The sequence below is a fragment of the Enterobacter sp. E20 genome (genome assembly GCF_000801755.2).
GTDB lineage: Bacteria > Pseudomonadota > Gammaproteobacteria > Enterobacterales > Enterobacteriaceae > Enterobacter > Enterobacter asburiae_B.
The window spans coordinates 1,402,328-1,427,422 of sequence record NZ_CP012999.1 but is presented as its reverse complement, the minus strand read 5'-3'; the positions used below and the strand labels follow the sequence as shown (position 1 = coordinate 1,427,422).

The 25,095-nt window shown below is 59.6% G+C and carries 19 protein-coding genes; 10 read left to right on the top strand and 9 right to left on the bottom strand.

What is annotated here, in order from left to right; translation table 11 throughout:
- Positions 1-27: 27 nt before the first annotated feature.
- Complete coding sequence (gene rimO / locus NI40_RS06625) at positions 28-1,353, top strand: 30S ribosomal protein S12 methylthiotransferase RimO (protein WP_039261460.1); 1,326 nt, start codon at positions 28-30, stop codon at positions 1,351-1,353.
- A 108-nt stretch (positions 1,354-1,461) separates the two neighbouring features.
- On the opposite strand, the gene gsiD is transcribed toward rimO, so the two are convergent.
- From gsiD to iaaA, 5 genes are read right to left on the bottom strand one after another with little or no spacing between them, the layout of a single operon-like run.
- Positions 1,462-2,373 (bottom strand): glutathione ABC transporter permease GsiD, encoded by a 912-nt coding sequence (gene gsiD / locus NI40_RS06620; RefSeq protein WP_039261458.1) that lies wholly within the window; start codon positions 2,371-2,373, stop codon positions 1,462-1,464.
- 1 nt (position 2,374) lies between these two features.
- Positions 2,375-3,295 carry a glutathione ABC transporter permease GsiC gene (gene gsiC / locus NI40_RS06615; RefSeq protein WP_023310911.1) on the bottom strand — a complete coding sequence of 307 codons (921 nt, stop codon included), beginning with the start codon at positions 3,293-3,295 and terminating at the stop codon, positions 2,375-2,377.
- Between the two features lie 5 nt (positions 3,296-3,300).
- Positions 3,301-4,839, bottom strand: coding sequence for a glutathione ABC transporter substrate-binding protein GsiB (gene gsiB / locus NI40_RS06610; protein ID WP_039261456.1), 1,539 nt, complete (start codon positions 4,837-4,839; stop codon positions 3,301-3,303).
- A 23-nt stretch (positions 4,840-4,862) separates the two neighbouring features.
- Entirely contained in the window at positions 4,863-6,734 is a 1,872-nt protein-coding gene (gene gsiA / locus NI40_RS06605; protein WP_039261454.1) for a glutathione ABC transporter ATP-binding protein GsiA, read from the bottom strand.
- Positions 6,735-6,745: 11 nt separating this feature from the next.
- Positions 6,746-7,684, bottom strand: coding sequence for a beta-aspartyl-peptidase (iaaA, locus tag NI40_RS06600; protein ID WP_039262115.1), 939 nt, complete (start codon positions 7,682-7,684; stop codon positions 6,746-6,748).
- 188 nt (positions 7,685-7,872) lie between these two features.
- On the opposite strand from iaaA, the gene moeA reads away from it, so the two are divergent.
- Together moeA and moeB are read left to right on the top strand one after the other, a co-directional pair.
- The gene (gene moeA / locus NI40_RS06595; RefSeq protein ID WP_039261452.1) at positions 7,873-9,105 is read left to right on the top strand and encodes a molybdopterin molybdotransferase MoeA; all 1,233 of its coding nucleotides are present in this window, start codon (positions 7,873-7,875) and stop codon (positions 9,103-9,105) included.
- A gap of 1 nt (position 9,106) precedes the next feature.
- Positions 9,107-9,859 carry a molybdopterin-synthase adenylyltransferase MoeB gene (gene moeB / locus NI40_RS06590; protein WP_039261450.1) on the top strand — a complete coding sequence of 251 codons (753 nt, stop codon included), beginning with the start codon at positions 9,107-9,109 and terminating at the stop codon, positions 9,857-9,859.
- Between the two features lie 89 nt (positions 9,860-9,948).
- Here the strand turns inward: moeB and fsa are convergent, their stop codons facing one another.
- Positions 9,949-10,611, bottom strand: coding sequence for a fructose-6-phosphate aldolase (gene fsa, locus NI40_RS06585; RefSeq protein WP_039261448.1), 663 nt, complete (start codon positions 10,609-10,611; stop codon positions 9,949-9,951).
- 128 nt (positions 10,612-10,739) lie between these two features.
- Between fsa and NI40_RS06580 the strand changes: the two genes are divergently transcribed.
- The 4 genes from NI40_RS06580 to NI40_RS06565 all read left to right on the top strand — a co-directional run bounded on the left by NI40_RS06580 (position 10,740) and on the right by NI40_RS06565 (position 16,464).
- On the top strand, positions 10,740-11,639 hold the full coding sequence (locus NI40_RS06580) for a glycyl-radical enzyme activating protein (RefSeq protein WP_039261446.1): 900 nt from the start codon (positions 10,740-10,742) through the stop codon (positions 11,637-11,639).
- Between the two features lie 4 nt (positions 11,640-11,643).
- The gene (locus tag NI40_RS06575) at positions 11,644-14,076 is read left to right on the top strand and encodes a formate C-acetyltransferase/glycerol dehydratase family glycyl radical enzyme (RefSeq protein WP_039261445.1); all 2,433 of its coding nucleotides are present in this window, start codon (positions 11,644-11,646) and stop codon (positions 14,074-14,076) included.
- 166 nt (positions 14,077-14,242) lie between these two features.
- The gene (locus NI40_RS06570; RefSeq protein ID WP_033145016.1) at positions 14,243-15,058 is read left to right on the top strand and encodes a Cof-type HAD-IIB family hydrolase; all 816 of its coding nucleotides are present in this window, start codon (positions 14,243-14,245) and stop codon (positions 15,056-15,058) included.
- 149 nt (positions 15,059-15,207) lie between these two features.
- Positions 15,208-16,464, top strand: a complete 1,257-nt coding sequence (locus NI40_RS06565) for a DUF1479 domain-containing protein (RefSeq protein ID WP_039261444.1) — start codon at positions 15,208-15,210, stop codon at positions 16,462-16,464.
- Here NI40_RS06565 and NI40_RS06560 read toward each other — a convergent pair.
- Positions 16,461-17,534 (bottom strand): LacI family DNA-binding transcriptional regulator, encoded by a 1,074-nt coding sequence (locus tag NI40_RS06560; RefSeq protein WP_039261442.1) that lies wholly within the window; start codon positions 17,532-17,534, stop codon positions 16,461-16,463. The genes NI40_RS06565 and NI40_RS06560 overlap by 4 nt on opposite strands.
- A 287-nt stretch (positions 17,535-17,821) precedes the next feature.
- Between NI40_RS06560 and NI40_RS06555 the strand changes: the two genes are divergently transcribed.
- Positions 17,822-19,123: an MFS transporter gene (locus NI40_RS06555; protein WP_023335029.1), complete on the top strand. Its 1,302-nt coding sequence runs from the start codon at positions 17,822-17,824 to the stop codon at positions 19,121-19,123.
- A 17-nt stretch (positions 19,124-19,140) separates the two neighbouring features.
- On the top strand, positions 19,141-21,504 hold the full coding sequence (locus NI40_RS06550) for a glycoside hydrolase family 31 protein (RefSeq protein WP_039261440.1): 2,364 nt from the start codon (positions 19,141-19,143) through the stop codon (positions 21,502-21,504).
- A 91-nt stretch (positions 21,505-21,595) separates the two neighbouring features.
- Here the strand turns inward: NI40_RS06550 and NI40_RS06545 are convergent, their stop codons facing one another.
- On the bottom strand, positions 21,596-23,191 hold the full coding sequence (locus tag NI40_RS06545) for an ABC-F family ATPase (protein WP_039261438.1): 1,596 nt from the start codon (positions 23,189-23,191) through the stop codon (positions 21,596-21,598).
- Positions 23,192-23,413: 222 nt separating this feature from the next.
- On the opposite strand from NI40_RS06545, the gene ldtB reads away from it, so the two are divergent.
- Positions 23,414-24,334 carry a L,D-transpeptidase gene (ldtB, locus tag NI40_RS06540; RefSeq protein ID WP_029740604.1) on the top strand — a complete coding sequence of 307 codons (921 nt, stop codon included), beginning with the start codon at positions 23,414-23,416 and terminating at the stop codon, positions 24,332-24,334.
- Positions 24,335-24,377: 43 nt separating this feature from the next.
- Here ldtB and NI40_RS06535 read toward each other — a convergent pair whose 3' ends face one another.
- The gene (locus NI40_RS06535; RefSeq protein WP_039261436.1) at positions 24,378-25,094 is read right to left on the bottom strand and encodes a GntR family transcriptional regulator; all 717 of its coding nucleotides are present in this window, start codon (positions 25,092-25,094) and stop codon (positions 24,378-24,380) included.
- Position 25,095: the final 1 nt, after the last annotated feature.

The following is a 25,095-nucleotide window of genomic DNA, read 5'->3' as shown; positions in this document are numbered from 1 at the left end:
ACTCCATAATTGATGAATTTTTAACCTATGAGCAATGTTACGCACCAGCCGAAAATCGGCTTCGTCTCCCTGGGCTGCCCGAAAAACCTCGTGGATTCCGAACGCATCCTGACCGAACTGCGCACCGAGGGCTATGACGTGGTGCCAAGCTACGACAACGCCGATATGGTGATCGTGAACACCTGCGGGTTTATCGACAGCGCGGTTCAGGAATCACTGGAAGCCATCGGTGAGGCCCTGACGGAAAACGGCAAAGTGATTGTTACCGGCTGTCTGGGCGCGAAAGAAGACCAGATCCGCGAAGTGCACCCGAAGGTGCTGGAGATCACCGGCCCGCACAGCTACGAGCAGGTGCTGGAACATGTTCATCACTACGTGCCAAAACCAAAGCACAACCCGTTCCTGAGCCTGGTGCCAGAGCAGGGCGTGAAGCTGACGCCGCGCCACTACGCGTACCTGAAAATTTCCGAAGGCTGCAACCATCGCTGCACCTTCTGCATCATCCCGTCCATGCGCGGCGATCTGGTGAGCCGTCCGATTGGCGAAGTGCTGGCGGAAGCTAAACGTCTGGCCGACGCGGGCGTGAAGGAGCTGCTGGTCATCTCCCAGGACACCTCGGCTTACGGCGTGGACGTTAAACACCGCTCCGGTTTCCACAACGGCGAGCCGGTGAAAACCAGCATGGTAGGCCTGTGCGAACAGCTGTCTAAACTCGGTATCTGGACGCGTCTACACTACGTCTATCCGTATCCGCACGTTGACGACGTGATCCCGCTGATGGCAGAAGGCAAAATTCTGCCGTACCTGGATATCCCGCTGCAGCACGCCAGCCCGCGTATCCTGAAGCTGATGAAGCGTCCTGGCTCCGTTGACCGCCAGCTGGCGCGTATCAAGCAGTGGCGTGAAATCTGCCCGGATCTGACCCTGCGCTCCACCTTCATCGTCGGCTTCCCGGGTGAAACCGAAGAAGACTTCCAGATGCTGCTCGACTTCCTGAAAGAAGCCCGTCTGGACCGCGTAGGCTGCTTCAAGTACAGCCCGGTTGAAGGCGCTACCGCCAACGAGCTGGCGGACCAGGTGCCGGAAGAGGTGAAAGAAGAGCGCTGGAACCGCTTCATGCAGCTGCAGCAGCAGATCTCTGCCGAGCGTCTGCAGGAGAAAGTGGGCCGCGAAATTCTGGTGATTATCGACGAAGTTGACGAAGAGGGCGCGATTGGCCGCAGCATGGCGGACGCCCCGGAAATCGACGGCGCGGTGTACCTGAACGGCGAAACCAGCGTTAAGCCGGGTGATATTATTCGCGTGAAGGTTGAAAACGCGGACGAGTATGACCTGTGGGGTAGCCGGGTTTAATTACATTCCCCTCACCCCGGCCCTCTCCCCAAAGGGGCGAGGGGGAAAACCGCACCGAGCAGTCCCCTCTCCCCTCCGGGGAGAGGGTTAGGGTGAGGGGCAATAAACCTACCCCTTAATCCTCGGATCCAGCGCGTCGCGCAGCCCGTCCCCCAGCAGATTAAACGTCAGCACGGTCAGGAAAATCGCCAGACTCGGGAAGATCGCCACGTGCGGCGCAATCACCATATCCGCCCTCGCCTCGTTCAGCATCGCGCCCCACTCCGGGGTCGGAGGCTGCGCGCCTAACCCCAGAAACGACAGGCTGGCCGCCGAAATAATCGACACGCCGATACGCATGGTGAAATAGACCACGATGGACGACACCGTACCCGGCAGAATATGACTGAACAGGATGGTGGCGTCGCTCGCCCCCATGCTGCGGGCGGATTCGATAAAGGTCTGCTGTTTCAGCACCAGCGTGTTGCCGCGCACCAGACGGGCAAAGGCCGGAATCGAAAAGACCGCGACCGCAATGATGACGTTCGCCATGCCGCTGCCCATGATCGCCACCACGGCAATCGCTAGTAAAATGCCGGGGAAAGCAAACAGCACGTCGCAGATGCGCATGATGATGCGATCCCACCAGCCTTCGTAATACCCGGCAACGAGGCCCAGCACGGTACCGATGGCCGCGCCGATCAGCACCGCGAACACCCCGGCGGCAAGCGAGATCTGCGCCCCGACCAGCACGCGGCTAAAGATATCGCGCCCGAGTGAGTCCACGCCGAACCAGTGCAGCATCGACGGTCCGTCGTTCAGACGGTCGTAGTCAAAATAGTTTTCCGCATCAAACGGCGCCACCCACGGCGCAATCACCGCCACCGCAATCAGCAGCAGCACAAACAGCCCCGCGGTCATCGCGACCGGCTGACGACGAAAACGCCGCCAGAATTCAGACCACGGGGTGCGGACGTGGTCCGGTTTCAGCCCCGGCATGGCGTTTAAAACGGCCTGACGTCGCCAGTTCAACAATCGCATCTTACTTGTACCTGATGGCCGGGTTAATGGCGGCGTAGAGCACGTCCACCACTAAGTTGATAAGAATAAACTCCAGCGAGAAAAGCAGGACTTCCGCCTGAATCACCGGGTAGTCGCGCATCTCGACGGAGTCGACCAGCAGGCGTCCCAGCCCCGGCCAGTTGAAGACCTTTTCCACGACGATCGAGCCGCCGAGCAGAAAGCCAAACTGCAGCCCCATCATCGTCACCACCGGGATCATCGCATTGCGGAATCCGTGCTTGAGAATGACCCACTTCTCGCTGACCCCTTTCGCCCGCGCGGTGCGAATATAATCTTCGCTCAGCACGTCAACGAACGAGGCGCGGGTAAAGCGGGCCATTACCGCCGAAACGGCAGCGCCCAGCGTCATGGAAGGCAGGATGTAATGCTTCCAGGTATCGGCCCCGACGGTCGGCAGCCAGCCCAGTTCGACGGAGAAGATCTGCATCAGCAGCATCCCCAGCGCGAACGCCGGGAAGGAGATGCCGGTCACCGCCAGCGCCATGCCGAGCTTGTCCGGCCAGCGGTTGCGCCAGACGGCCGCGATAATCCCGGCGCCAAGCCCGAACACGACCGCCCAGCTCATGCTGGCTATCGTTAACCAGAACGTCGGCATAAAGCGGCTGGCAATCTCCTCCGACACCGGACGGCGCGACACCATCGAGATACCAAAATCGCCCTGCAGAACGTTGCAAATGTAATGGATGAACTGCATATACAGCGGCTGGTCGAGGCCAAGCTGCTTACGCACCAGGTCAATAACGGTGGCATCCGCCTCAGGCCCGGCGACCAGACGCGCCGGATCGCCCGGCAGCATATGGACAAACAAAAACACCAGGACCGCCACAATCAGCAGCGTCGGAATAAGCCCCAGCAGGCGTTTACAAACATAATTCAGCATGAGGTTTATTTTAAATCCGCATCGTCAAAGCTAAAGCCCGTGTCCGGCATGATGTAGAACCCGGTCAACGCTTTGTTATGGGCTGACACCAGTTTCTCCACCACCAGCGGCACCCACGGTGACTCTTTCCAGATAATATCCTGCGCGTCTTTATAGAGACGCGCCTTCTCTTCCGGTTTGGTGGTTTTCAGGGCATCGGCAAGGTCTTTGTCCACCTGCGGGTTGCTGTAAAACGCGGTGTTGAACAGGGTTGGCGGCCAGTTCTGTGAGGCAAACAGCGGCGACAGCGCCCAGTCGGCTTCACCGGTCGAGGCCGTCCAGCCGGTGTAGAACATCCGCACGCCGCTCTCTTTCTGGCCTTTCCCCTCCACTTCTGCCGCACGCTGTCCCGCATCCATTGCGGTGACCTGTACCTTGATACCCACCTGCGCCAGCTGCTGCTGGGTAAACTGCAGCACCTTCTGGGCGGTACTGTGATTATGCGAGGACCACAGCGTGGTGCTGAAACCGTTCGGGAAGCCCGCCTCTTTCAGCAGCTCGCGCGCTTTAGCCGGATCGTACGGCCACGGCTGATAGCTTTGCGCATAGGCGATCGCCGGCGGCAGCACGCCGGTGGCTGGAGTGGCATAGCCGGCAAAGGCGACCTTCACCAGCGCCTGACGGTTAATGGCGTAGTTGATGGCTTCACGCACCTTCGGGTTATCGAACGGCTTTTGCGTGACGTTCATGCTGATGTAGCGCTGCATGATCGACGGGCTGGCGACCAGCTCCAGCTTGCTGTTTTTCTGCAAAATGGCGGCCTGCTCGTAAGGGATCGGGAAGGCAAACTGCGCCTCGCCGGTTTGCAGCATCGCCGCGCGGGTGTTGTTGTCCACCACCGGGCGCCAGGTGATGGTGTCGAGCTTCGGCAGCCCCTGCTGCCAGTATCCCGCGAATTTCTTCACCTTCACAAAATCGGTCTGGTTCCAGGTGAGCAGTTCGTAAGGGCCGGTGCCAACAGGGTGGAAACCGATCTCCTTGCCGTATTTTTTCAGCGCGGCAGGGGAAATCATCGCCGTTGCCGGATGCGCCAGGATATTGATAAACGCGGAGAACGGCTCTTTCAGGGTGATTTTGACCGTCGCCGGGTCGACCGCCTCGGTGCTGGCGATATTTTTATACAGGTTATAGCGCTTGAGGCTATTTTCCGGATTGCTGGCGCGGTCCAGGTTAACCTTCACCGCCTCCGCATTGAAGTCTGTCCCGTCCTGGAACTTCACGCCGGTCCTGAGCTTGATGGTATACACCAGCCCGTCGTCGGACACGGTGTACCCCTCCGCCAACACGTTTTTGAGCTTCATCTCTTTATCGAGGCCAAACAGGCCCTGATAGAACGATTTCGCCACCGCCTGAGAGAGCGTGTCGTTGGCGTCATACGGATCGAGCGTGGTGAAATTGGAGCCGACGGCAACCACCACGTCTTTGGCAGCGAACGCGGGGGCAGCGGCCAGGGCTGCCGTCACGCTCGCGGCTAACAACCATCTACGCGCTACAAATGTAACCATTGTGTTCTCCTGCCTGTTGTAAGTTATAACCGCGAAAAAGCGTTGTCCTGACGCGGGGGAGCGACGAAATGACCCGGCCCGACCTCGCGCAGCGTCACGCGCTCCACGGCCTCGCCGCGTTTATGAATATTGCTCGGCATTTCATCCTGCAGCAGCACGCGCTGGCCGTGACGATGCGCCGGATCGGCAACCGGGACCGCCGCAATAAGCTTGCGGGTGTACGGGTGCTGAGGGTTCTCAAACACCGCCCTTCGCGGCCCAATCTCCACGATCTGCCCCATAAACATCACCGCCACGCGATGACTGATGCGCTCGACCACCGCCATATCGTGCGAGATAAACAGGAAGGCAATGCCCATATCCCGCTGTAAATCCAGCAGCAGGTTGATGATTTGCGCCCGGATAGAGACATCCAGCGCCGAGACGGATTCATCGGCAATCACCACTTTCGGGTTCAGCGCCAGCGCGCGGGCGATGCAGATACGCTGCCGCTGTCCGCCGGAAAACTCGTGCGGATAACGCCATGCGTGCTCCGGCTTCAGGCCGACGCGCTCCAGCAGCCAGGCCACGCGACGCTGGGCCGCTTCGCCGTCGAGCAGGTTATGTACCCGCAGCGGCTCCATGATCGAATACCCCACCGTATGGCGCGGATCGAGGGAGGCATACGGGTCCTGGAAAATAAACTGAATATCCCGCCGCACCGCCTGCAGCCTGCTGTCCGGAAGGGTATCAATGCGCTCGCCGTTAAAGGTAATGCTGCCTTCCTGTGATTCCACCAGACGGAGCAACGCGCGCCCGGTGGTGGATTTACCGCAGCCGGACTCCCCCACCAGCGCCAGCGTTTCGCCCGGCCAAAGATCGAAACTGACGTTTTCAACCGCGTGCACTTCGCGCTTAACGCGGTTCAGTACGCCGCTTCGCAGCGGAAAACGGGTGACCAGATCGCGCACTTCCAGAATGGGCTTACCCGGCACCACGGTGTCCTGCTCGCGCTCCTCCTCCTGCAGCTCAGACGCCTCAAGAGAAATCAGCGGGAAGCGGCGCGGCAAATCGCTGCCGTTCATCGCCCCCAGGCGCGGAACCGCCGCCAGCAGCGCTTTGGTGTAAGGATGCTCGGGCACATGAAAAATCTGCTCAACCGGGCCGGTTTCCACCGCGCTGCCCTTGTGCATCACCAGCACCCGATCGGCGATATCGGCGACTACGCCCATATCGTGGGTGATGAATATCACCCCCATCTCCATCTCCTGCTGCAGCACTTTAATGAGCTGCAGGATCTGCGCCTGAATCGTCACGTCCAGCGCCGTCGTCGGTTCATCGGCAATCAGCACCGCCGGACGGCAGGAGAGCGCCATGGCAATCATCACCCGCTGGCGCATGCCGCCGGAAAGCTGATGCGGGTAGCGACCCAGAATGGCCTGCGCCTCCGGAATGCGCACCAGCTCCAGCATCCGTCGGGCCTCTTTGAGCGCTTCATCGCCGCTCAGTCCCTGATGCAGGCGGATGGACTCGGCGATTTGTTCCCCAACCGGGAAAACCGGGTTCAGGGAGGTCATCGGCTCCTGGAAGATCATCGCAATATCCGCCCCGCGCACGCCCTGCATCTGCGAACCGCTTAGCTCATTTAAATCAATGACCTGACGGTTACGGCGGCGCAGGAGCATTTTCTCGCTGCTGATTTGCCCGCCCGTCTGTTCCAGCAGGCGCATCAGCGCCAGCGCGGTGACCGATTTACCGGAACCAGATTCGCCAACTATCGCCAGCGTCTCGCCGCGCCTGAGCGTGAACGATAAATTCTCTACTGCGGGGATGAACTGCCGCTCTTCCTGAAACGCAATATTGAGCTGATGGACAGCCAGCACTTCGCGGTTGTCCAGTTCTTCACTGTGCGGCACGCGCTGCCCCCTTATTCACGATAGATGCCCGTGCTCGGCTCATCACCGGCATAACCCCAGGCGCGGTACATACCTTCGCTGTTGAATGGCAGAGCCACGTTGCCCTCACGATCCACCGCAATGAGCCCGCCAACGCCGCCCAGGGCGGGCAGTTTCTCCATCACCACGCGCTCGCAGGCTTCGCTGAGGCTTAAACCGCCGTAATCCATCAGCGCGGTGATGTCGTAGGCCGCGAGGGCGCGGATAAACACTTCCCCGGTGCCGGTACACGACACCGCCGCCGTCGCGTTATTGGCGTAGCAGCCGGCGCCCGGCAGCGGGCTATCGCCGACGCGTCCGGGCAGCTTGTTGGTCATCCCGCCCGTTGAGGTTGCCGCCGCGAGGTTTCCGGCCTTATCCAGCGCCACCGCGCCGACCGTGCCCATTTTGGTGGTTTCATCCAGCGGCGCACTGTGGTCAAGCTGCGTCATGCCCGCCGAACGGGCCTCCAGCAGCTGCTGATAGCGCTCCTCCGTGGAAAACAGATCCGGCGATACCGGTTCCATCCCGTGCTCGAAGGCAAACGCCTCCGCCCCGGCCCCTGTGAGCAGGACGTGCGGACTCGCCTCCATCACCAGACGCGCGGCCAGCACCGGATTGCGCAGATGGCTCACGCCCGCTACGGCGCCCGCTTTCAGGGTGACGCCGTCCATCACGCAGGCATCCAGCTCGTGCGTTTCATCCCGGGTAAAGACCGAGCCGATCCCCGCATTAAATAAGGGGCACTCTTCCAGCAGGCGCACCGCCTCGGTGACCACGTCCAGCGCGCTTTCGCCCGCTTCCAGCATTTTCTGACCCGTTTCCACAATGGCGTACAGCGCGTCGATATAGCGCTTTTCCTGCTCGGGACTGAGCTGTGCTCGGGTGATTGCCCCGGCGCCACCATGAATTGCGATTACCGCATTAACCATTCGCATCACCCGTTAGCCTGATTTGCGGCTTTTTCTATAAATATCATTATCGTCGATGAAACTTCAGATGATTTTTGAATATAGAAAGACGTAACTGTGATGTAAAGCGTACACCCATCGGGTCATACAGTTAGCCGCACTTTTCTGCCATAATGGCCGCTTTCGTTGTTACTCCGCAGGAGCCCACCATGGATTTTACCGCCGGACTGATGCCGCTTGAGACGGCACTCACGCAGATGCTTGACCGAGTTTCCCCGCTGAATGACGTTGAGACGCTGCCCCTCGTGCGCTGTTTTGGCCGTATTGCCGCGCGCGATATTGTCTCTCCGCTTAACGTGCCGGGGTTTGATAATTCCGCGATGGACGGTTACGCGGTACGCCTGGCGGATCTCCAGACGGGTAACGCCCTGCCGGTGGCGGGTAAAGCCTTTGCGGGCCAGCCGTTTAGCGGTGAATGGCCTGCGGGCACCTGCGTACGCATCATGACCGGCGCGCCGGTTCCGGCTGGCTGCGACGCCGTGGTAATGCAGGAAGAGACCGAACAGACCGACGACGGCGTGCGTTTTACCGCGAACGTTAAAGCGGGCCAGAACATCCGCCGCACGGGCGAAGATATCACCCTTGGCGCAACGGTCTTTGCCGCCGGACAGAAGCTGACGGCAGGTGAGCTGCCGGTGCTGGCGTCGCTCGGCGTGGCTGAAATCGACGTTATCCGTAAAGTGCGCGTGGCCGTCTTCTCCACCGGTGACGAACTTCAGCTTCCGGGCCAGCCGCTGCAGGACGGTCAGATTTACGACACCAATCGCCTGGCGGTACACCTGATGCTGGAGCAGCTGGGCTGCGAGGTCATTAACCTCGGCATTATTCCTGACGATCCGGAAAAACTGCGCGCCGCGTTTATCGAGGCGGATAACGCTGCCGACGTGGTCATCAGCTCCGGCGGCGTCTCCGTGGGCGAAGCGGATTACACCAAAACCATCCTTGAAGAGCTGGGCGAAATCGCCTTCTGGAAGCTGGCCATCAAGCCGGGCAAACCGTTCGCGTTTGGCAAGCTGCAACACAGCTGGTTCTGTGGCCTGCCGGGTAATCCGGTCTCGGCGGCACTCACCTTCTACCAGCTGGCGATCCCGCTGCTGGCGAAGCTTTCCGGCAACAGCGCCAGCCCGCTGCCGGAACGCCAGCGCGTGCGCGCCGCCACGCGCCTGAAAAAATCGCCGGGCCGCCTCGATTTCCAGCGCGGCATCCTGGCGCGCAACGCGGACGGTGAGCTTGAAGTGAGCACTACCGGACACCAGGGCTCACACATTTTCAGCTCCTTCAGCCAGGGCAACTGCTTTATCGTCCTGGAGCGCGAGCGCGGCAATGTGGAAGCAGGCGAGTGGGTTGAGATCGAGCGTTTTAACCACCTGTTCGGAGGCTGACATGACGGTGGAGCTGAGCGACCCGGAGATGATGCGCTACAACCGCCAGATTGTGCTGCGCGGGTTTGACTTCGAGGGCCAGGAAGCGCTTAAGGCAGCAAGCGTGCTGGTTGTCGGGCTCGGCGGCCTGGGCTGCGCCGCCGCGCAGTATCTTGCCGCGGCGGGCGTGGGCAGAATGACGCTGCTGGATTTTGATACCGTGTCGGTGTCAAATCTCCAGCGCCAGACGCTGCACAGCGATGCGACGGTTGGAAAGCCTAAAGTGGATTCTGCCCGCACGGCGCTGGCGCGCATCAACCCCAACGTTCAGTTCACCCTGATTGACGCGATGCTGGATGACGAGGCGCTGTCGGCGCAGATTGCGCAGCATGACCTGGTGCTGGACTGCACCGATAACGTCACGGTCCGTAACCAGCTGAACGCGGGCTGTTTTGCCCACAAAATCCCGCTGGTCTCCGGCGCGGCGATCCGCATGGAGGGGCAAATCAGCGTCTTCACGTACGGGGAAGGCGAACCCTGCTACCGCTGCCTGAGCCGTCTGTTCGGCGAGAACGCCCTGACCTGCGTTGAGGCGGGCGTGATGGCGCCGCTGGTCGGCGTGATTGGCTCCCTGCAGGCGATGGAAGCGATCAAAGTGCTGACGCGCTACGGCACGCCTGCCGCGGGGAAAATCGTGATGTATGACGCGATGACCTGCCAGTTCCGCGAAATGAAGCTGATGCGTAACCCGGGGTGTGAGGTTTGCGGAGGTTAAAGCAAACGGCAACCTTCAGGTTGCCGTTTTAGTGTGTGCTCCCTCTCCCTGTGGGAGAGGGTTGGGGTGAGGGCATCAGGCCGCACCCGTCAGATCGACGTCCGTCCAAACGCGCCCTGCCAGTCCTGCTCAAACTTCACAATCGCCGCATCCACGGCCGGAGAGGTAATAAACTGCTGCGCCACGTCCAGCGGCAGCGTGATGGACTCGCAGCCCGCCAGCAGGCAGTCCAGCGCCTGACGCGGCGTTTTGAAGCTCGCGGCCAGCACCTTTGACTGCGGGGCGTGCAGCGTCAGCAGCTGTTGCAGTTCAACCACGGTCTGGATCCCGTCTCCGCCCTGCACGTCCAGGCGGTTAACGTAAGGCGCCACATATTCCGCGCCCGCCAGCGCGGAGAGCATCCCCTGCGCAGCACCGTAAACCGCCGTACCCAGCGTCGGGATCCCTTCCGCTTTCAGCATCTTGATCGCCGCCAGCCCTTCGGCGGTCACCGGCACTTTTACTACCAGGTCGTTGATGATGGCGCGCAGCTTGCGCGCGTCCTCCACCATCCCTTCGGCGGTGGTCGCCATCACCTGCGCGAAAAGACGGCCTTTGCCGCCCAGCGCGTCGTGCAGCGCTGGCAGCAAAACGTCCAGCGGCGTTTTACCTGCCGCCACAATGCTTGGGTTGGTGGTTACGCCCGCCAGCGGGAAGATGCGCGCCAGCTTTTTGACTGCCGCAACGTCAGATGTGTCGAGATAAAGTTCCATGATGTCACCCTCAAATTTAGCCTGCACTTACCCTATCACGACAAAACCTGCTCAGTAGTTGACCTGCATCAAGATAACTTTCATTCGAAAGTAATTTAATCTTCATATGCAATACGAGAGGCGAAATCATGATCTTCAATATTCAGCGTTACTCTACCCACGACGGCCCCGGTATTAGAACCGTGGTGTTCCTGAAAGGCTGCTCGCTGGGCTGTCGCTGGTGCCAGAACCCGGAAAGCCGCTCCCGCAGCCGGGACGTGCTGTTTGATGCGCGCCTGTGTCTTGACGGCTGCGACCTGTGCCAGCAGGCGGCACCGGGCTGCATCGAACGCGCGCTGAATGGCCTGCTTATCCACCGCGAGAAGCTTGACGAAGCCACGCTCAACGTCCTTACTGACTGCTGCCCGACGCAGGCGCTGACCGTCTGCGGTGAAGAACAGCAGGTCGAGGAGATCATGGCGACCGTACTGCGCGATAAACCCTTCTACGACCGCAGCGGCGGCGGGATCACCCTCTCCGGCGGCGAGCCGTTTATGAACCCTGAGCTGGCGCACGCTCTGTTTAAAGCCAGCCACGAACAGGGGATCCACACCGCCGTGGAAACCTGCCTTCACGTACCGTGGCACTACATCGAGCCGTCATTACCCTACGTCGATCTGTTCCTCGCCGACCTGAAGCACGTCGACGGTGAGGTGTTCAAACAGTGGACGGACGGTTCGGCTAAGCGAATCCTGGATAACCTGAAGCGCCTTGCCGCCGCCGGGAAAAAAATCACCATCCGCGTGCCGCTGATCCAGGGCTTTAACGCTGACGAAGCGTCCATCACCGCCATTACCAACTTCGCCGCCGACGAGCTCGGCGTCGACGTTATTCATTTTCTGCCGTATCACACGCTGGGCATGAACAAATACACCCTGCTCGGCCAACCCTACTCTGCCCCTGACAAACCGCTGGATAACCCTGCCCTGCTGGACTTCGCGCAGCAGTATGCCTGCCAGAAAGGGTTAACCGCGACCTTACGAGGATAAACCTATGACAACCCTGAATCTCAACACCCTCAGCGAGCGCATTAAGGCGCACAAAACGGCGCTGGTGCATATCGTTAAGCCGCCGGTCTGTACCGAGCGCGCGCAGCATTACACCGAAATGTACCAGCAGCACATGGACAAGCCGATCCCGGTACGCCGCGCCCTGGCGCTGGCGCATCACCTGGCCGAGCGTACCATCTGGATCAAACACGACGAGCTGATTATCGGTAACCAGGCAAGCGAAGTGCGCGCCGCGCCGATTTTCCCGGAATACACCGTCTCCTGGATTGAGAAAGAGATCGACGATCTGGCGGACCGCCCGGGCGCGGGCTTTGCGGTGAGCGAAGAGAACAAGCGCGTACTGCACGACATCTGCCCGTGGTGGCGCGGCCAGACGGTGCAGGACCGCTGCTATGGCATGTTCACCGACGAGCAGAAAGGCCTGCTGGAAACCGGCATTATCAAAGCCGAAGGCAACATGACCTCCGGCGACGCGCACCTGGCCGTTAACTTCCCGCTGGTGCTGGAAAAAGGCCTCGACGGCCTGCGCGCCAAAGTGGCCGAGCGCCGCTCGCGCATCAACCTGACGGTGCTGGAAGACCTGCACGGCGACCAGTTCCTGAAGGCGATCGATATCGTGCTGGAAGCCGTAAGCCTGCACATCAAACGCTTTGCCGATCTGGCGCGTGAAATGGCGTCCACCGAAACCCGCGAAAGCCGCCGCGACGAGCTGCTGGCGATGGCGGAAAACTGCGACGTGATTGCCCACGAGCCGCCAAAAACCTTCTGGCAGGCGCTGCAGCTGTGCTACTTCATTCAGCTGATCCTGCAGATTGAGTCAAACGGCCATTCCGTCTCCTTCGCGCGTATGGACCAGTATCTCTATCCGTACTACCGCCGCGACGTCGAGTTGAACCAGAGCCTCGACCGCGAACACGCTATCGAGCTGCTGCACAGCTGCTGGCTGAAGCTGCTGGAAGTGAACAAAATCCGCTCCGGCTCGCACTCCAAGGCTTCCGCCGGTAGCCCGCTGTACCAGAACGTCACCATCGGCGGCCAGAAGCTGGTCAACGGTGAGCCGATGGACGCGGTGAACCCGCTCTCCTACGCGATTCTGGAATCCTGCGGTCGCCTGCGCTCAACCCAGCCGAACCTGAGCGTGCGCTACCACGCGGGCATGAGCAACGACTTCCTCGACGCCTGCGTGCAGGTGATACGCTGCGGCTTCGGCATGCCCGCGTTCAACAACGATGAAATCGTGATTCCGGAATTCATCAAGCTCGGCGTTGAACGAGACGACGCCTACGACTACGCGGCCATCGGCTGCATCGAAACCGCGGTGGGCGGCAAGTGGGGCTACCGCTGCACCGGCATGAGCTTTATCAACTTCGCCCGCGTGATGCTGGCCGCGCTGGAAGGCGGGCGGGACGCCACCAGCGGCAAGGTGTTCCTGCCACAGGAGAAAGCGCTCTCCGCCGGTAACTTCGACAATTTCGACGAAGTGATGGCGGCGTGGGACAGCCAGATCCGCTACTACACCCGCAAATCCATCGAGATTGAGTACGTGGTGGATACCATGCTCGAAGAGAACGTCCACGACATTCTCTGCTCGGCGCTGGTGGACGACTGCATCGAACGCGCGAAAAGCATCAAGCAGGGCGGCGCGAAGTACGACTGGGTCTCCGGCCTGCAGGTGGGCATCGCTAACCTCGGCAACAGCCTGGCGGCGGTGAAGAAGCTGGTGTTCGAACAGGGCACTATTGGTCAGCAGCAGCTGGCGGCGGCGCTGGCGGATGACTTCGACGGGCTGACCCACGAGCAGCTGCGTCAGCGCCTGATCAACGGCGCGCCGAAGTACGGCAACGACGACGACAGCGTGGACATGCTGCTGACGCGCGCCTATCAGACCTACATCGAAGAGCTGAAGCAGTACCACAACCCGCGCCACGGCCGCGGCCCGATTGGCGGTAACTACTACGCGGGCACCTCTTCCATCTCCGCAAACGTGCCGTTTGGCGCGGCAACGATGGCCACCCCGGACGGACGTAAGGCGCACACCCCGCTGGCGGAAGGAGCAAGCCCGGCCTCCGGTACGGACCACCTCGGCCCGACGGCGGTAATTGGCTCGGTGGGTAAACTGCCGACGGAAGCGATTCTCGGCGGCGTGCTGCTGAACCAGAAGCTGAACCCGTCGACGCTGGAAAACGACAGCGATCGCCAGAAGCTGATGGTGCTGCTGCGCACCTTCTTCGAGGTGCATAAGGGCTGGCATATCCAGTACAACATCGTCTCGCGCGAAACGCTGCTGGAAGCGAAGAAACATCCTGACCAGTATCGTGACCTGGTGGTGCGCGTCGCGGGCTACTCGGCGTTCTTCACCGCCCTGTCGCCGGATGCGCAGGACGATATTATCGCCCGTACTGAGCATACGCTGTAACGGCATATCCCCTCACCCCGACCCTCTCCCACGGGGAGAGGGAGAAAACACTAACAACGGCAACCACGGTTGCCGTTTTGCTTTTACTTTCGAATGAAATTAAATTTGTGCTCCCCGTCACCTTGTTATTAGAATGTTTCGAAACGCAGTGACCCAGGAGCACAGTATGACCGTTAAAGTTATCGTCACCGATATGGACGGAACTTTCCTTGATGATGCCAAGCAGTACGATCGTGACCGCTTCCAGGCACAGTTTGAACAGCTTAAAGCCCGCGACATTGAATTCGTTGTCGCCAGCGGCAACCAGTATTACCAGCTCATCTCCTTCTTTCCGACGCTGAAAGACCGGATCTCCTTCGTGGCGGAAAACGGCGCGCTGGTGTTCGATCGCGGCGAACAGATTTTCCACGGCGAGCTGACGCGTCATGAATCGCAGATCGTGATTGGCGAACTGCTGAAAGACAAAGGGCTGAACTTCGTGGCCTGCGGGCTGGAGAGCGCCTGGGTCAGCGACCAGGCTCCTGAAGAATTCGTGGCGCTGATGTCAAAGCACTATCATCGCTTAAAGCGCATCAGCGATTACCGCGAAATTGACGACGTGCTGTTTAAGTTCTCCCTGAACCTGCCGGACAGCGATATCCCTAATCTGGTGGATAAACTGCACGTCTCCCTGGACGGCATCATGAAGCCGGTCACCAGCGGCTTTGGTTTTGTTGATTTGATTATCCCCGGCCTGCACAAGGCCAACGGCATTAGCCGTCTGCTGAAACGCTGGAAAATCTCCCCGCAGGAGTGCGTGGCCATTGGCGACAGCGGCAACGATGCCGAGATGCTGAAGCTGGTGAAATATTCCTTTGCGATGGGCAACGCGGCAGAGAGCATCAAAGAAATCAGCCGCTACGGCACAGACGACAACAACCATCAGGGCGCGCTGAACGTCATCCAGGCCGTGCTCGACAACCATTCCCCGTTCGACGTCTGATCCTCTCCTCGCCGGAGCGTCGCTCCGGCCTCTCACTCTTTTTCCGTCCTGTGGCTTGCGTCAAGTTTTTAAACTTGCATTAACTTATTTTTAACTTAAAGTATCACTTGTAGACATTTTTACTTTCGAATGAAAGATGCGAGGTAGTTATGACCTTTACCAGTGAAACCTTGCCAGCGGATCACAAAGCGGCAATCCGTCAGTTAAAACGTGAGCTGCGCGCGCAGATCGGCGACGTGCAGGCGGTGTTTAATAAGCTCAGCGACAAAATTGCCACCCGCGTGACGGAAATCAACGCGCTTAAGAACAAGGGCGAATCCGTCTGGCCGGTGATCCCGTTTGCGGATGTGAAAAACGGTACCATTACCGACGCACAGCGCGAGGCCGTTAAACGCCGCGGCTGCGCGGTGATTAAAGGTCACTTCCCGCGCGAGCAGGCGCTGGCGTGGGATCAGTCGATGCTCGACTACCTCGATCTGAACAAGTTTGACGAGGTCTACAAAGGCCCGGGCGATAACTTCTTCGGCACCCTGACGGCCTCTCGTCCGGAGATTTACCCGATTTACTGGTCTCAGGCGCAGATGCAGGCGCGCCAGAGCGAAGAGATGGCGCAGGTGCAGTCGTTCCTGAACCGTTTGTGGACATTCGAGAGCAACGGCAAGCAGTGGTTCGACCCGGACGTGAGCGTGATTTACCCGGACCGTATCCGCCGCCGTCCGCCGGGAACAACCTCGAAAGGGCTTGGGGCACATACCGACTCCGGCGCGCTGGAGCGCTGGCTGCTTCCGGCTTATCAACAGGTGTTCGCCCGCGTGTTTGACGGCAACGTCGAGAAATACAATCCGTGGAACGCCGCGCACCGTACCGAAGTGGAAGAGTACACCGTCGATAACACCACCAAATGCTCGGTGTTCCGCACCTTCCAGGGCTGGACGGCGCTGTCGGATATGATCCCAGGTCAGGGGCTGCTGCACGTGGTGCCAATCCCGGAAGCGATGGCCTACATTCTGCTGCGGCCGCTGCTGGACGACGTGCCGGAAGACGAGCTGTGCGGCGTGGCGCCGGGGCGCGTCCTGCCGGTTTCAGAGAAATGGCACCCGCTGCTGATCGAGGCGCTGACCAGCATTCCGGCACTCGATGCGGGCGATTCCGTGTGGTGGCACTGCGATGTGATCCATTCCGTCGCGCCGGTGGAAAATCAGCAGGGCTGGGGCAACGTGATGTACATTCCTGCCGCGCCGATGTGCGAGAAAAACCTCGCCTACGCGAAAAAGGTCAAGGAAGCGCTTGAAACCGGCGCGTCGCCGGGAGACTTCCCGCGCGAGGATTATGAAAAAAGCTGGCAGGACCGCTTTACCGTGAACGATCTCAACATCCACGGCAAGCGCGCGCTGGGCATGGTTTAACTGTCGTACAGCCCTTCCCGCTCTACGGCGGTGCGTCGTTTCCCCTGACGTATCCGCCGTACCGATTCCCGCACGGCCAGCGTGCCGTTAAGCAGCAAGGTTCCCACCGGCGCGTCCGGGCGCATCAGCCGCTGCTGGAGCATATATACCGCTTCGGTTCCCAGCTCATCGCGCGGAACGTGCACCGCCGTTAATGGAACATCCTGAATCGCCGCCAGGTTAAAGCCGTCAATGCTCATCACCGACACGTCCTGCGGCACGCGCAGGCCGTGGTTTTGTAAGGCGCTAATGGTGCCCGCCGCCATAAAATCGCCGCCGACCAGGAACGCGGTCGGTAAATCCTTCCCCTGCACTTCACTGAGCCAGCCGCTGACCATCTGTTCCGTTTCGCGCGCGCTGAAGCTGGGCACTACCAGCAGATCGCGTTTATCGTTGAATTTCAGGTTGTGAGACTGCCACGCGTCGCGGATCCCCGCCAGGCGCAGCTCCATGGTGTAGCGGCGCAGGCACAGCACGTTCATCACCTCACGGTGTCCCATCTCGAACAGATATTCCGCCGCCCGCTCGCCGATAGCGCGATGATCCGGCGCGACGGCAGGCAGACGCATGTGCCGGTCGCGGCAGTTAATCAGCATGCAGGGTTTACCCACGTCCACCGCCAGATCGTGGATATGGGGATCGTCGATGCCAAGAAGGATTGCCGCCTGAGTGTCCGCTTCGTTCATGCGTGCCAGAAACAGCTGGGCGTCGCTGTCGTTCTCCTCCAGCGCGCAGTAGCGAAGACGCACATCGTGGGATGCCAGGCCTTTACTCACGCTCTGGATCACGCGGTAGTAAAAGATGTCGGACCGCTCGTCAAACGCCCGCTGCGGGGCAAAAACCACCAGGCTGTTAAGCAGCAGACGCCCTGCCGCCATGCCGTCCATGACCCCCAGCTCCCGCGCGCACGCCAGCACCTTTGCGCGCGCTTTTTCACTGGTATTCGCTTTTCCCGCCAGCACTCGCGACACGGTGCTGATCGAGAGCTGCGTCCGGGCCGCGATTTCGGTGATTTTTAGCCTTTTGTCCATTTTGTGATCTGGCTCCATTTGCGAAATGAAAAAATTTTCATAGCGTATTGGTCAGACAATAGCTGACATAAAGGCCATCATGCCAGAGGGTATACGTCAGTTATGAGAAATTTTGCACAAAATCCACTTTTGCCCACTCATTTTCTTCCTTAAGGTGAACTTGTCACACAACTTCCATACTAGTTGTATACCAACTTAAGCATTTTAAACGGATATAAATCAAAGGCATAAAAATCCGTGTGACACCTGAACCTCCGTCCCTTACCGTCCGTCTTGTGGAGAGTAAAATGAGTCAGGACATCAATAACACCGTAGCGACAAGCAAAACCCGTCGCGTCATCAAGAACCTGCGCTGGTACGTGTTGGTGCTGTTCTTACTTGGCGTCACCGTTAACTACATCACCCGTAACTCACTCGGGATCCTCGCCCCGGAACTGAAAGAGAGCCTCGGGATCACCACCGAGCAATACTCCTGGATCGTCGGTGCGTTCCAGATCGCCTATACCATTTTCCAGCCCCTGTGCGGCTGGCTGATTGACGTCATCGGCCTGAAGATTGGCTTTATGGTCTGCGCCGGGATCTGGGCGCTGATGTGTATTTTCCACGCGGGCGCCGGAAGCTGGCTGCACCTCGCTATTCTGCGCTTCTTTATGGGTGCCTCTGAGGCCGCCGCTACCCCGGCAAACGCCAAAACCATCGGCGAATGGTTCCCGAAATCAGAGCGACCCGTTGCCGCCGGCTGGGCGGGCGTAGGCTTCTCCATCGGCGCGATGCTGGCTCCGCCTATCATCTACTTTGCTCACGCCTCGTTCGGCTGGCAGGGCGCATTTATGTTTACCGGCGTGCTGGCGCTGCTGTGGGTGATCCTCTGGTGGGCGTTCTACCACAACCCGGAGCAGCACCCGAACCTGAGCAAGGACGAGCTGGCGTTCATCAAGCAGGATAACGAACCGCCTGCGGTGAGACTGCCCTTCCTGACCGCGCTGAAAACCGTCTCGAAAAACAAACGCTTTTACGGTATCGCCATCCCGGCCTTTATGGCGGAACCGGCCTGGGCAGTGCTGAGCTTCTGGGTGCCGCTGTACCTCGCCAAAGAGCACGGCATGGATCTGAAGCAGATTGCGATGTTTGCCTGGCTTCCGTTCCTCGCCGCCGACCTCGGCAGCGTGGCGAGCGGCTACCTGACGCGTCTGTACACCCGTCTGTTCGGCTGCTCGCGCGTTAACTCGGTCGTTGCCAGCTCCGTGACGGGCGCGTTCCTGATGATCTCTCTGGGCATCGTGGCCATTACCCGCGACCCGTATATCACCATCGTGCTGATCTCCATCGGCGGTTTCGGGCACCAGATTATCTCCTGCATGCTGAGCGCCCTGGTCGTTGAGTCGTTCGACAAAGGCCAGATGGCGACCGTCAACGGCATGCGCGGCTCTGCGGCGTGGATCGCCAGCTTCCTGTTCTCGCTGTTAATCGGCGTGACCGCCGACAAAATCGGCTTTAACCCGCTCTTTATTGCCATGGGCTTCTTTGACCTGATTGGCGCTGTCTTCCTGGTAGCATTTATTGCTGAACGTCGCGCCAAGCGCGCCTGATAGTGGATGTATTGCATATGAAAACCCTGAAAAACTGGACCCTTGATACGCAGTCGGCAAACCATCTGGAACTGCTGGTCGATAACCAGCACCGCCTGTGCCTGTATGTGCTGGAAGAGAACCTGTTCCGCGTGCTGATTAAACGCAAAGGCGAGCTGGCGCTGGACCGCACCTGGAGCATCGCGCCGGAAAAAGACGTGCCGTGGGAAGGCCGCCGTCGTGAGGATATAAGCGGTTTTTCCTGCCCGGCCTGGACCCTGACGCAACAGGATGAGACGCTCACGGTGGCAACCGAACAGCTGCGCGTGACGGTCCACCAGCCGCTGTGGCTGGAGTGGCACTACCGCAATGAGGCGGGCGAGTGGCAGCCGCTGGTCAACGACCGTCCAACCAGCGCCTACCTGCTGAACGCCCACGGCGACGGCGTGGCGCACTACCTCAGCCGCCGCAAGGACGAGCGTTTCTACGGCCTGGGCGAAAAAGCGGGCGATCTGCAGCGCAACGGCAAGCGCTATGAGATGCGCAACCTCGACGCCATGGGGTACAACGCGGCCAGCACCGACCCGCTCTACAAGCATATTCCGTTCACGATCGCCCGCCGCGACGACGTCAGCTACGGCCTGTTCTACGACAACCTGAGCAGCTGCTGGCTGGATCTGGGTAACGAAATCGACAACTACCACACCGCCTACCGTCGCTGGCAGGCGGAAGCGGGCGATATCGATTACTACATCTTTACCGGCAAGCGCGTGCTGGACGTCACCAAAGCCTTCGTGCGCCTGACCGGGAAAACGCTGTTCGGACCGAAATGGAGCCTGGGCTACAGCGGCTCGACCATGCACTACACCGACGCGCCGGACGCGCAAAACCAGCTGATGAACTTCATCCGCCTGTGCGAAGAGCACGCCATTCCGTGCGACTCGTTCCAGCTCTCCTCCGGCTATACCTCAATCAACGGCAAGCGCTACGTATTTAACTGGAACTATGACAAGGTGCCGCAGCCGAAGGTGATGAGCCAGGCCTTCCACGACGCGGGGCTGAAGCTGGCGGCAAACATCAAGCCGTGCCTGCTGCAGGACCATCCGCGCTATAACGAAGTGGCGGAGAGCGGCCTGTTCATTCGCGATTCAGAAACCGATGCACCGGAACGTTCCAGCTTCTGGGATGACGAAGGCTCGCACCTCGACTTTACCAACCCGCAGACGGTGCAGTGGTGGCAGAACGGCGTCACCACGCAGCTGCTGGAGATGGGCATCGACTCTACCTGGAACGACAACAACGAATATGAAGTGTGGGACGGGGAGGCGCGCTGCTTTGGCTTCGGCAAAGAGATCGCCATCAAGCACATTCGCCCGGTGATGCCGCTGCTGATGATGCGCGCCTCGCTGGAAGCGCAGCAGCGTTTCGCGCCGGAAAAACGTCCGTACCTGATCTCCCGCTCCGGCTGCGCCGGGATGCAGCGCTACGTTCAGACCTGGAGCGGCGACAACCGCACCAGCTGGGACACCCTGCGCTATAACATCCGCATGGGTCTGGGCATGAGCCTGTCCGGTCTGTTCAACGTCGGTCACGACGTCGGCGGTTTCTCCGGCGACAAGCCAGACGCCGAGCTGTTCGTGCGCTGGGTGCAGAACGGCGTGATGCACCCGCGCTTTACCATTCACTCGTGGAACGATGACCACACCGTGAACGAGCCGTGGATGTACCCGGGCGTCACGCCAGCCATTCGCGGCGCGGTTGAGCTGCGCTACCGCCTGCTGCCGTATCTCTATACCCTGCTCTGGCAGGCGCACGCCGACGACGAGCCGATGCTGCGCCCGACCTTCCTCGACCACGAGCATGATGCGCAGACGTTTGAGGAGTGCGATGACTTCCTGCTGGGCCGCGACCTGCTGGTCGCCAGCGTCGTCGAAGCCGGGCAGCGCGAGCGCCGCGTCTGGCTGCCGGATAACGACACCGGCTGGTACGATTTTTACACCCACGCGTGGTATGCGGGCGGCCAGTCGATCGTCCTCGACGCGCCGCTGGAAAAACTGCCGCTGCTGGTGCGCGCCGGTGCCGGTCTGCCGCTGAGCGAACGCATCACGCATGTGAGTGCCGAAAAAGATACGACCCGCGAGCTGAAGCTGTTCCCGGTGAAGGGCGTCGGGACAACCTCAGGCATGCTGTTTGAAGACGACGGCGAAAGCTGGGGCTACCAGAACGGCAATGCGCTATGGGTGGTGTGGGAAATGGTGTGCGACGGCGCAACCATCAACCTGAAGGTCAACGCGCGCGGGGATTATCGTCCGGCGTGGAAATCGCTTAAGGTGTCGCTGCCTGCAGGGGAAAAACGTACGCTGCTGGTGAACGGGGTCGAAGGGGGCGAGTGGGTGGTCTAGTGCGGCCTGATGCCCTCACCCTAACCCTCTCCCACGGGGAGAGGGAACAGAACGTAGGCCGGGTAAGGCGAAGCCGCCACCCGGCTTTTTTTTAGTTCTCGATACCTTTACTGCGCAGGTAATCTTCGTAATTACCGGTGAAGTCCACCACGCGCTCTGGCGTAATTTCGATCACGCGGGTCGCCAGCGAGCTGACGAACTCACGGTCGTGAGAGACGAAGATCAGGGTACCCTGATACATCTCCAGCGCCATGTTCAGGGATTCGATAGATTCCATGTCCAGGTGGTTGGTCGGTTCGTCCATCACCAGGATGTTTGGTTTTTCCATCATCAGCTTGCCGAACAGCATGCGTCCCTTCTCGCCACCGGAGAGCACCTTAGCCGGCTTTTTGATGTCGTCCTGACTGAACAGCAGACGACCCAGAATGCTGCGTACCGCCTGCTCGTCATCGCCTTCCTGCTTCCACTGGCTCATCCAGTCAAAGACGGTGAGGTCGTTTTCGAACTCGTACTCATGGTCCTGCGCGTAGTAGCCAATCTGCGCGTTTTCAGACCACTTCACGGTGCCGTTGTCCGGCTGCAGTTCGCCAACCAGGGTTTTCAGCATGGTGGATTTACCCACGCCGTTGGCGCCGAGGATGGCAATCTTCTCGCCCACTTCCAGCAGCAGGTTGAATTTTTTAAACAGCGGACCGTTCTCAAAGCCTTTTTCCAGGGCTTCCACTTCCAGCGCGTTACGGAACAGTTTCTTGTCCTGCTCGAAGCGGATGAACGGGTTCTGACGGCTGGAGGCTTTGACTTCGTCCAGCTTGATTTTGTCGATCTGACGGGCACGCGAGGTCGCCTGACGCGACTTAGAGGCGTTGGCGCTAAAGCGGCTGACGAAGGACTGCAGGTCAGCAATCTGCGCTTTCTTCTTGGCGTTATCCGCCAGCAGACGTTCACGCGCCTGGGTAGCCGCCGTCATGTACTCGTCGTAGTTGCCCGGATAAACGCGCAGCTCGCCGTAGTCCAGATCCGCCATGTGCGTACAGACCATGTTCAGGAAGTGACGGTCGTGCGAGATGATGATCATGGTGCTGTCGCGATCGTTCAGCGTCTGCTCCAGCCAGCGGATGGTGTCGATGTCCAGGTTGTTCGTTGGTTCGTCGAGCAGCAGGATGTCCGGGTTAGAGAACAGCGCCTGTGCCAGCAGCACGCGCAGCTTCCAGCCCGGCGCAACTTCGCTCATCGGGCCGTAATGTTGTTCGACAGGAATGCCCACGCCCAGCAGCAGCTCGCCCGCGCGCGCTTCCGCCGAGTAGCCGTCCATCTCGCCGTACTGCGTTTCCAGATCGGCCACTTTATAGCCGTCTTCTTCGCTCATTTCGGCCAGCGCGTAGATGCGATCGCGCTCCTGCTTCACTTCCCACAGTTCCCCATGCCCCATGATCACGGTGTCCAGCACGGTGAACTCTTCGAAGGCGAACTGATCCTGACGCAGCTTACCGATACGCTCGTTAGGGTCGAGCGATACGTTACCGAGCGTCGGCTCCAGGTCACCGCCGAGGATCTTCATAAAGGTGGATTTTCCGCTACCGTTGGCACCAATCAGGCCGTAACGGTTGCCGCCGCCAAATTTGACGGAAATGTTTTCGAACAGCGGCTTACTGCCAAACTGCATAGTGACGTTGCTGGTAACTAACACGGGGAGATTCCTGCGAAAAGTGTGATAAACACGGCATTATGCCACAATTCCGAATTGAGATCCCGTGTTGCGGCAATCCACTAAACTTTAACAAAATCGAAAAAAATGTGATTTCGTACACATCTGAATTCCCTGTTAGCGGGAATGCACATATAATGCGCTCCCATCACAGATTCAGACTTATCAACTCATCGCCAGAATGGCTTAGATACCTCGCACAACATGAACATGAAATTAACAACGCTTTTTGCGGCGGCGTTAGCCGTAGTAGGTTTTTGTAAGACCGCGTCTGCGGTGACGTATCCCCTGCCAACAGACGGTAGCCGTCTGGTAGGCCAGAACCAGGTTGTGACGGTACCAGAAGGTAACTCTCAGCCACTGGAGTATTTCGCTGCGCAGTACCAGCTGGGCCTGTCTAACATGCTGGAAGCGAACCCGGGCGTTGACCCGTATTTGCCGAAAGCGGGTACCGTGCTGAATATTCCTCAGCAGCTGATCCTGCCGGATACCGTTCATGAAGGTATCGTGATTAACAGCGCCGAAATGCGTCTGTATTACTACCCGAAAGGCACCAACACCGTTATCGTGCTGCCAATCGGTATCGGCCAGCTGGGTAAAGACACCCCGATGAACTGGACCACCAAGGTTGAGCGTAAGAAAGCGGGCCCAACCTGGACGCCGACTGCCAAAATGCACGCGGAATACATCGCTGCGGGCGAACCGCTGCCAGCCGTTGTACCGGCAGGCCCGGATAACCCAATGGGTCTGTACGCGCTGTACATTGGCCGCCTGTACGCTATCCACGGTACCAACGCCAACTTCGGTATCGGCCTGCGCGTAAGCCACGGCTGCGTGCGCCTGCGTAACGACGACATCAAATTCCTGTTCGAAAACGTGCCGGTCGGTACGCGCGTGCAGTTCATCAACGAACCGGTGAAGGCGACCTCTGAGCCAGACGGCAGCCGCTACATCGAAGTGCACAACCCGCTGTCCACCAGCGAAGATCAGATCAACAACAACGAAATCGTCCCTGTTACGCTGAACAGCGCGGTGCAGGCGGTGACTTCTCAGCCAGACGTAGAAACGGCGATTGTTGACCAGGCCGTGCAGAACCGCTCCGGTATGCCGGTGCGTTTGAACTGATAGCGAAGCATTAAAAAAGCGGGCCTCGTTGCCCGCTTTTTTTTTATCCGTTATTCACGATCACGATCCCGCCGTGGTCGTACCGATAGTGGCAGTGGGCATACTCCAGCGGCGTGCCGTCCTCCAGATAAATCACCTGCTCCACTTCCAGGACGGGATCGGTCTGCTCGCAGACCAGATGCTCCCTGTCCAGCGCGTTGGGCTTAAGCGCCCGCACCACCCGATACGACCCCATAATTTTCAGCGCCAGCGTCTCCTGCACGTACTGGAACACTGAACCTTCAAGATGGTTTTTCGTCAGGCCCGGCACCAGATTCATCGGCATCACCGTGGAATCCAGCGACATCGGTTCGCCGTTCAGCAGACGGAGTCGAATGAAGTCATAGATCGGCGCATCGGCGTTAATCATCAGCGACGCCTGCTCTTTTTCGTTCGGGAAGCGCAGCTCGAAATGCACCACCCGGCTGGTCACCGTGCCCAGATGCGCCCAGGTTTTGGTCGCGCCAAAGTAGTCGCTGCCGGAGAGGTCCCACTGCGAGAGCTGAAGGAAGTTTTTGCGGATGAACGTGCCCTGGCCCTGGCGGGTATAGACCAGACCTTCGACGATGAGCTGGCGCATCGCCTGCTGAATGGTCATCCGGCTGGAGTTGAACTCCGCCGCCAGCGCAAACTGGTCCGGCAGGGGTTCATTGGCGGCGTACTGCTGGCTGATAATGCGTTTCTTAATTTCCCGCGCTATGGTGATGTACTTCGCCGCCATC

Excerpts from the sequence above, each read along its gene's own strand:
- NI40_RS06560 (WP_039261442.1), bottom strand. The coding sequence starts at position 17,534 with ATGGACAAAAGGCTAAAAATCACCGAAATCGCGGCCCGGACGCAGCTC.
- moeB (WP_039261450.1), top strand. The coding sequence starts at position 9,107 with ATGACGGTGGAGCTGAGCGACCCGGAGATGATGCGCTACAACCGCCAG.
- NI40_RS06575 (WP_039261445.1), top strand. The coding sequence starts at position 11,644 with ATGACAACCCTGAATCTCAACACCCTCAGCGAGCGCATTAAGGCGCAC.
- gsiC (WP_023310911.1), bottom strand. The coding sequence starts at position 3,295 with ATGCTGAATTATGTTTGTAAACGCCTGCTGGGGCTTATTCCGACGCTG.
- ldtB (WP_029740604.1), top strand. The coding sequence starts at position 23,414 with ATGAACATGAAATTAACAACGCTTTTTGCGGCGGCGTTAGCCGTAGTA.
- NI40_RS06565 (WP_039261444.1), top strand. The coding sequence starts at position 15,208 with ATGACCTTTACCAGTGAAACCTTGCCAGCGGATCACAAAGCGGCAATC.
- NI40_RS06580 (WP_039261446.1), top strand. The coding sequence starts at position 10,740 with ATGATCTTCAATATTCAGCGTTACTCTACCCACGACGGCCCCGGTATT.
- moeA (WP_039261452.1), top strand. The coding sequence starts at position 7,873 with ATGGATTTTACCGCCGGACTGATGCCGCTTGAGACGGCACTCACGCAG.
- NI40_RS06550 (WP_039261440.1), top strand. The coding sequence starts at position 19,141 with ATGAAAACCCTGAAAAACTGGACCCTTGATACGCAGTCGGCAAACCAT.
- NI40_RS06555 (WP_023335029.1), top strand. The coding sequence starts at position 17,822 with ATGAGTCAGGACATCAATAACACCGTAGCGACAAGCAAAACCCGTCGC.
- gsiD (WP_039261458.1), bottom strand. The coding sequence starts at position 2,373 with ATGCGATTGTTGAACTGGCGACGTCAGGCCGTTTTAAACGCCATGCCG.
- iaaA (WP_039262115.1), bottom strand. The coding sequence starts at position 7,684 with ATGGTTAATGCGGTAATCGCAATTCATGGTGGCGCCGGGGCAATCACC.
- fsa (WP_039261448.1), bottom strand. The coding sequence starts at position 10,611 with ATGGAACTTTATCTCGACACATCTGACGTTGCGGCAGTCAAAAAGCTG.
- NI40_RS06570 (WP_033145016.1), top strand. The coding sequence starts at position 14,243 with ATGACCGTTAAAGTTATCGTCACCGATATGGACGGAACTTTCCTTGAT.
- NI40_RS06535 (WP_039261436.1), bottom strand. The coding sequence starts at position 25,094 with ATGGCGGCGAAGTACATCACCATAGCGCGGGAAATTAAGAAACGCATT.
- rimO (WP_039261460.1), top strand. The coding sequence starts at position 28 with ATGAGCAATGTTACGCACCAGCCGAAAATCGGCTTCGTCTCCCTGGGC.
- gsiB (WP_039261456.1), bottom strand. The coding sequence starts at position 4,839 with ATGGTTACATTTGTAGCGCGTAGATGGTTGTTAGCCGCGAGCGTGACG.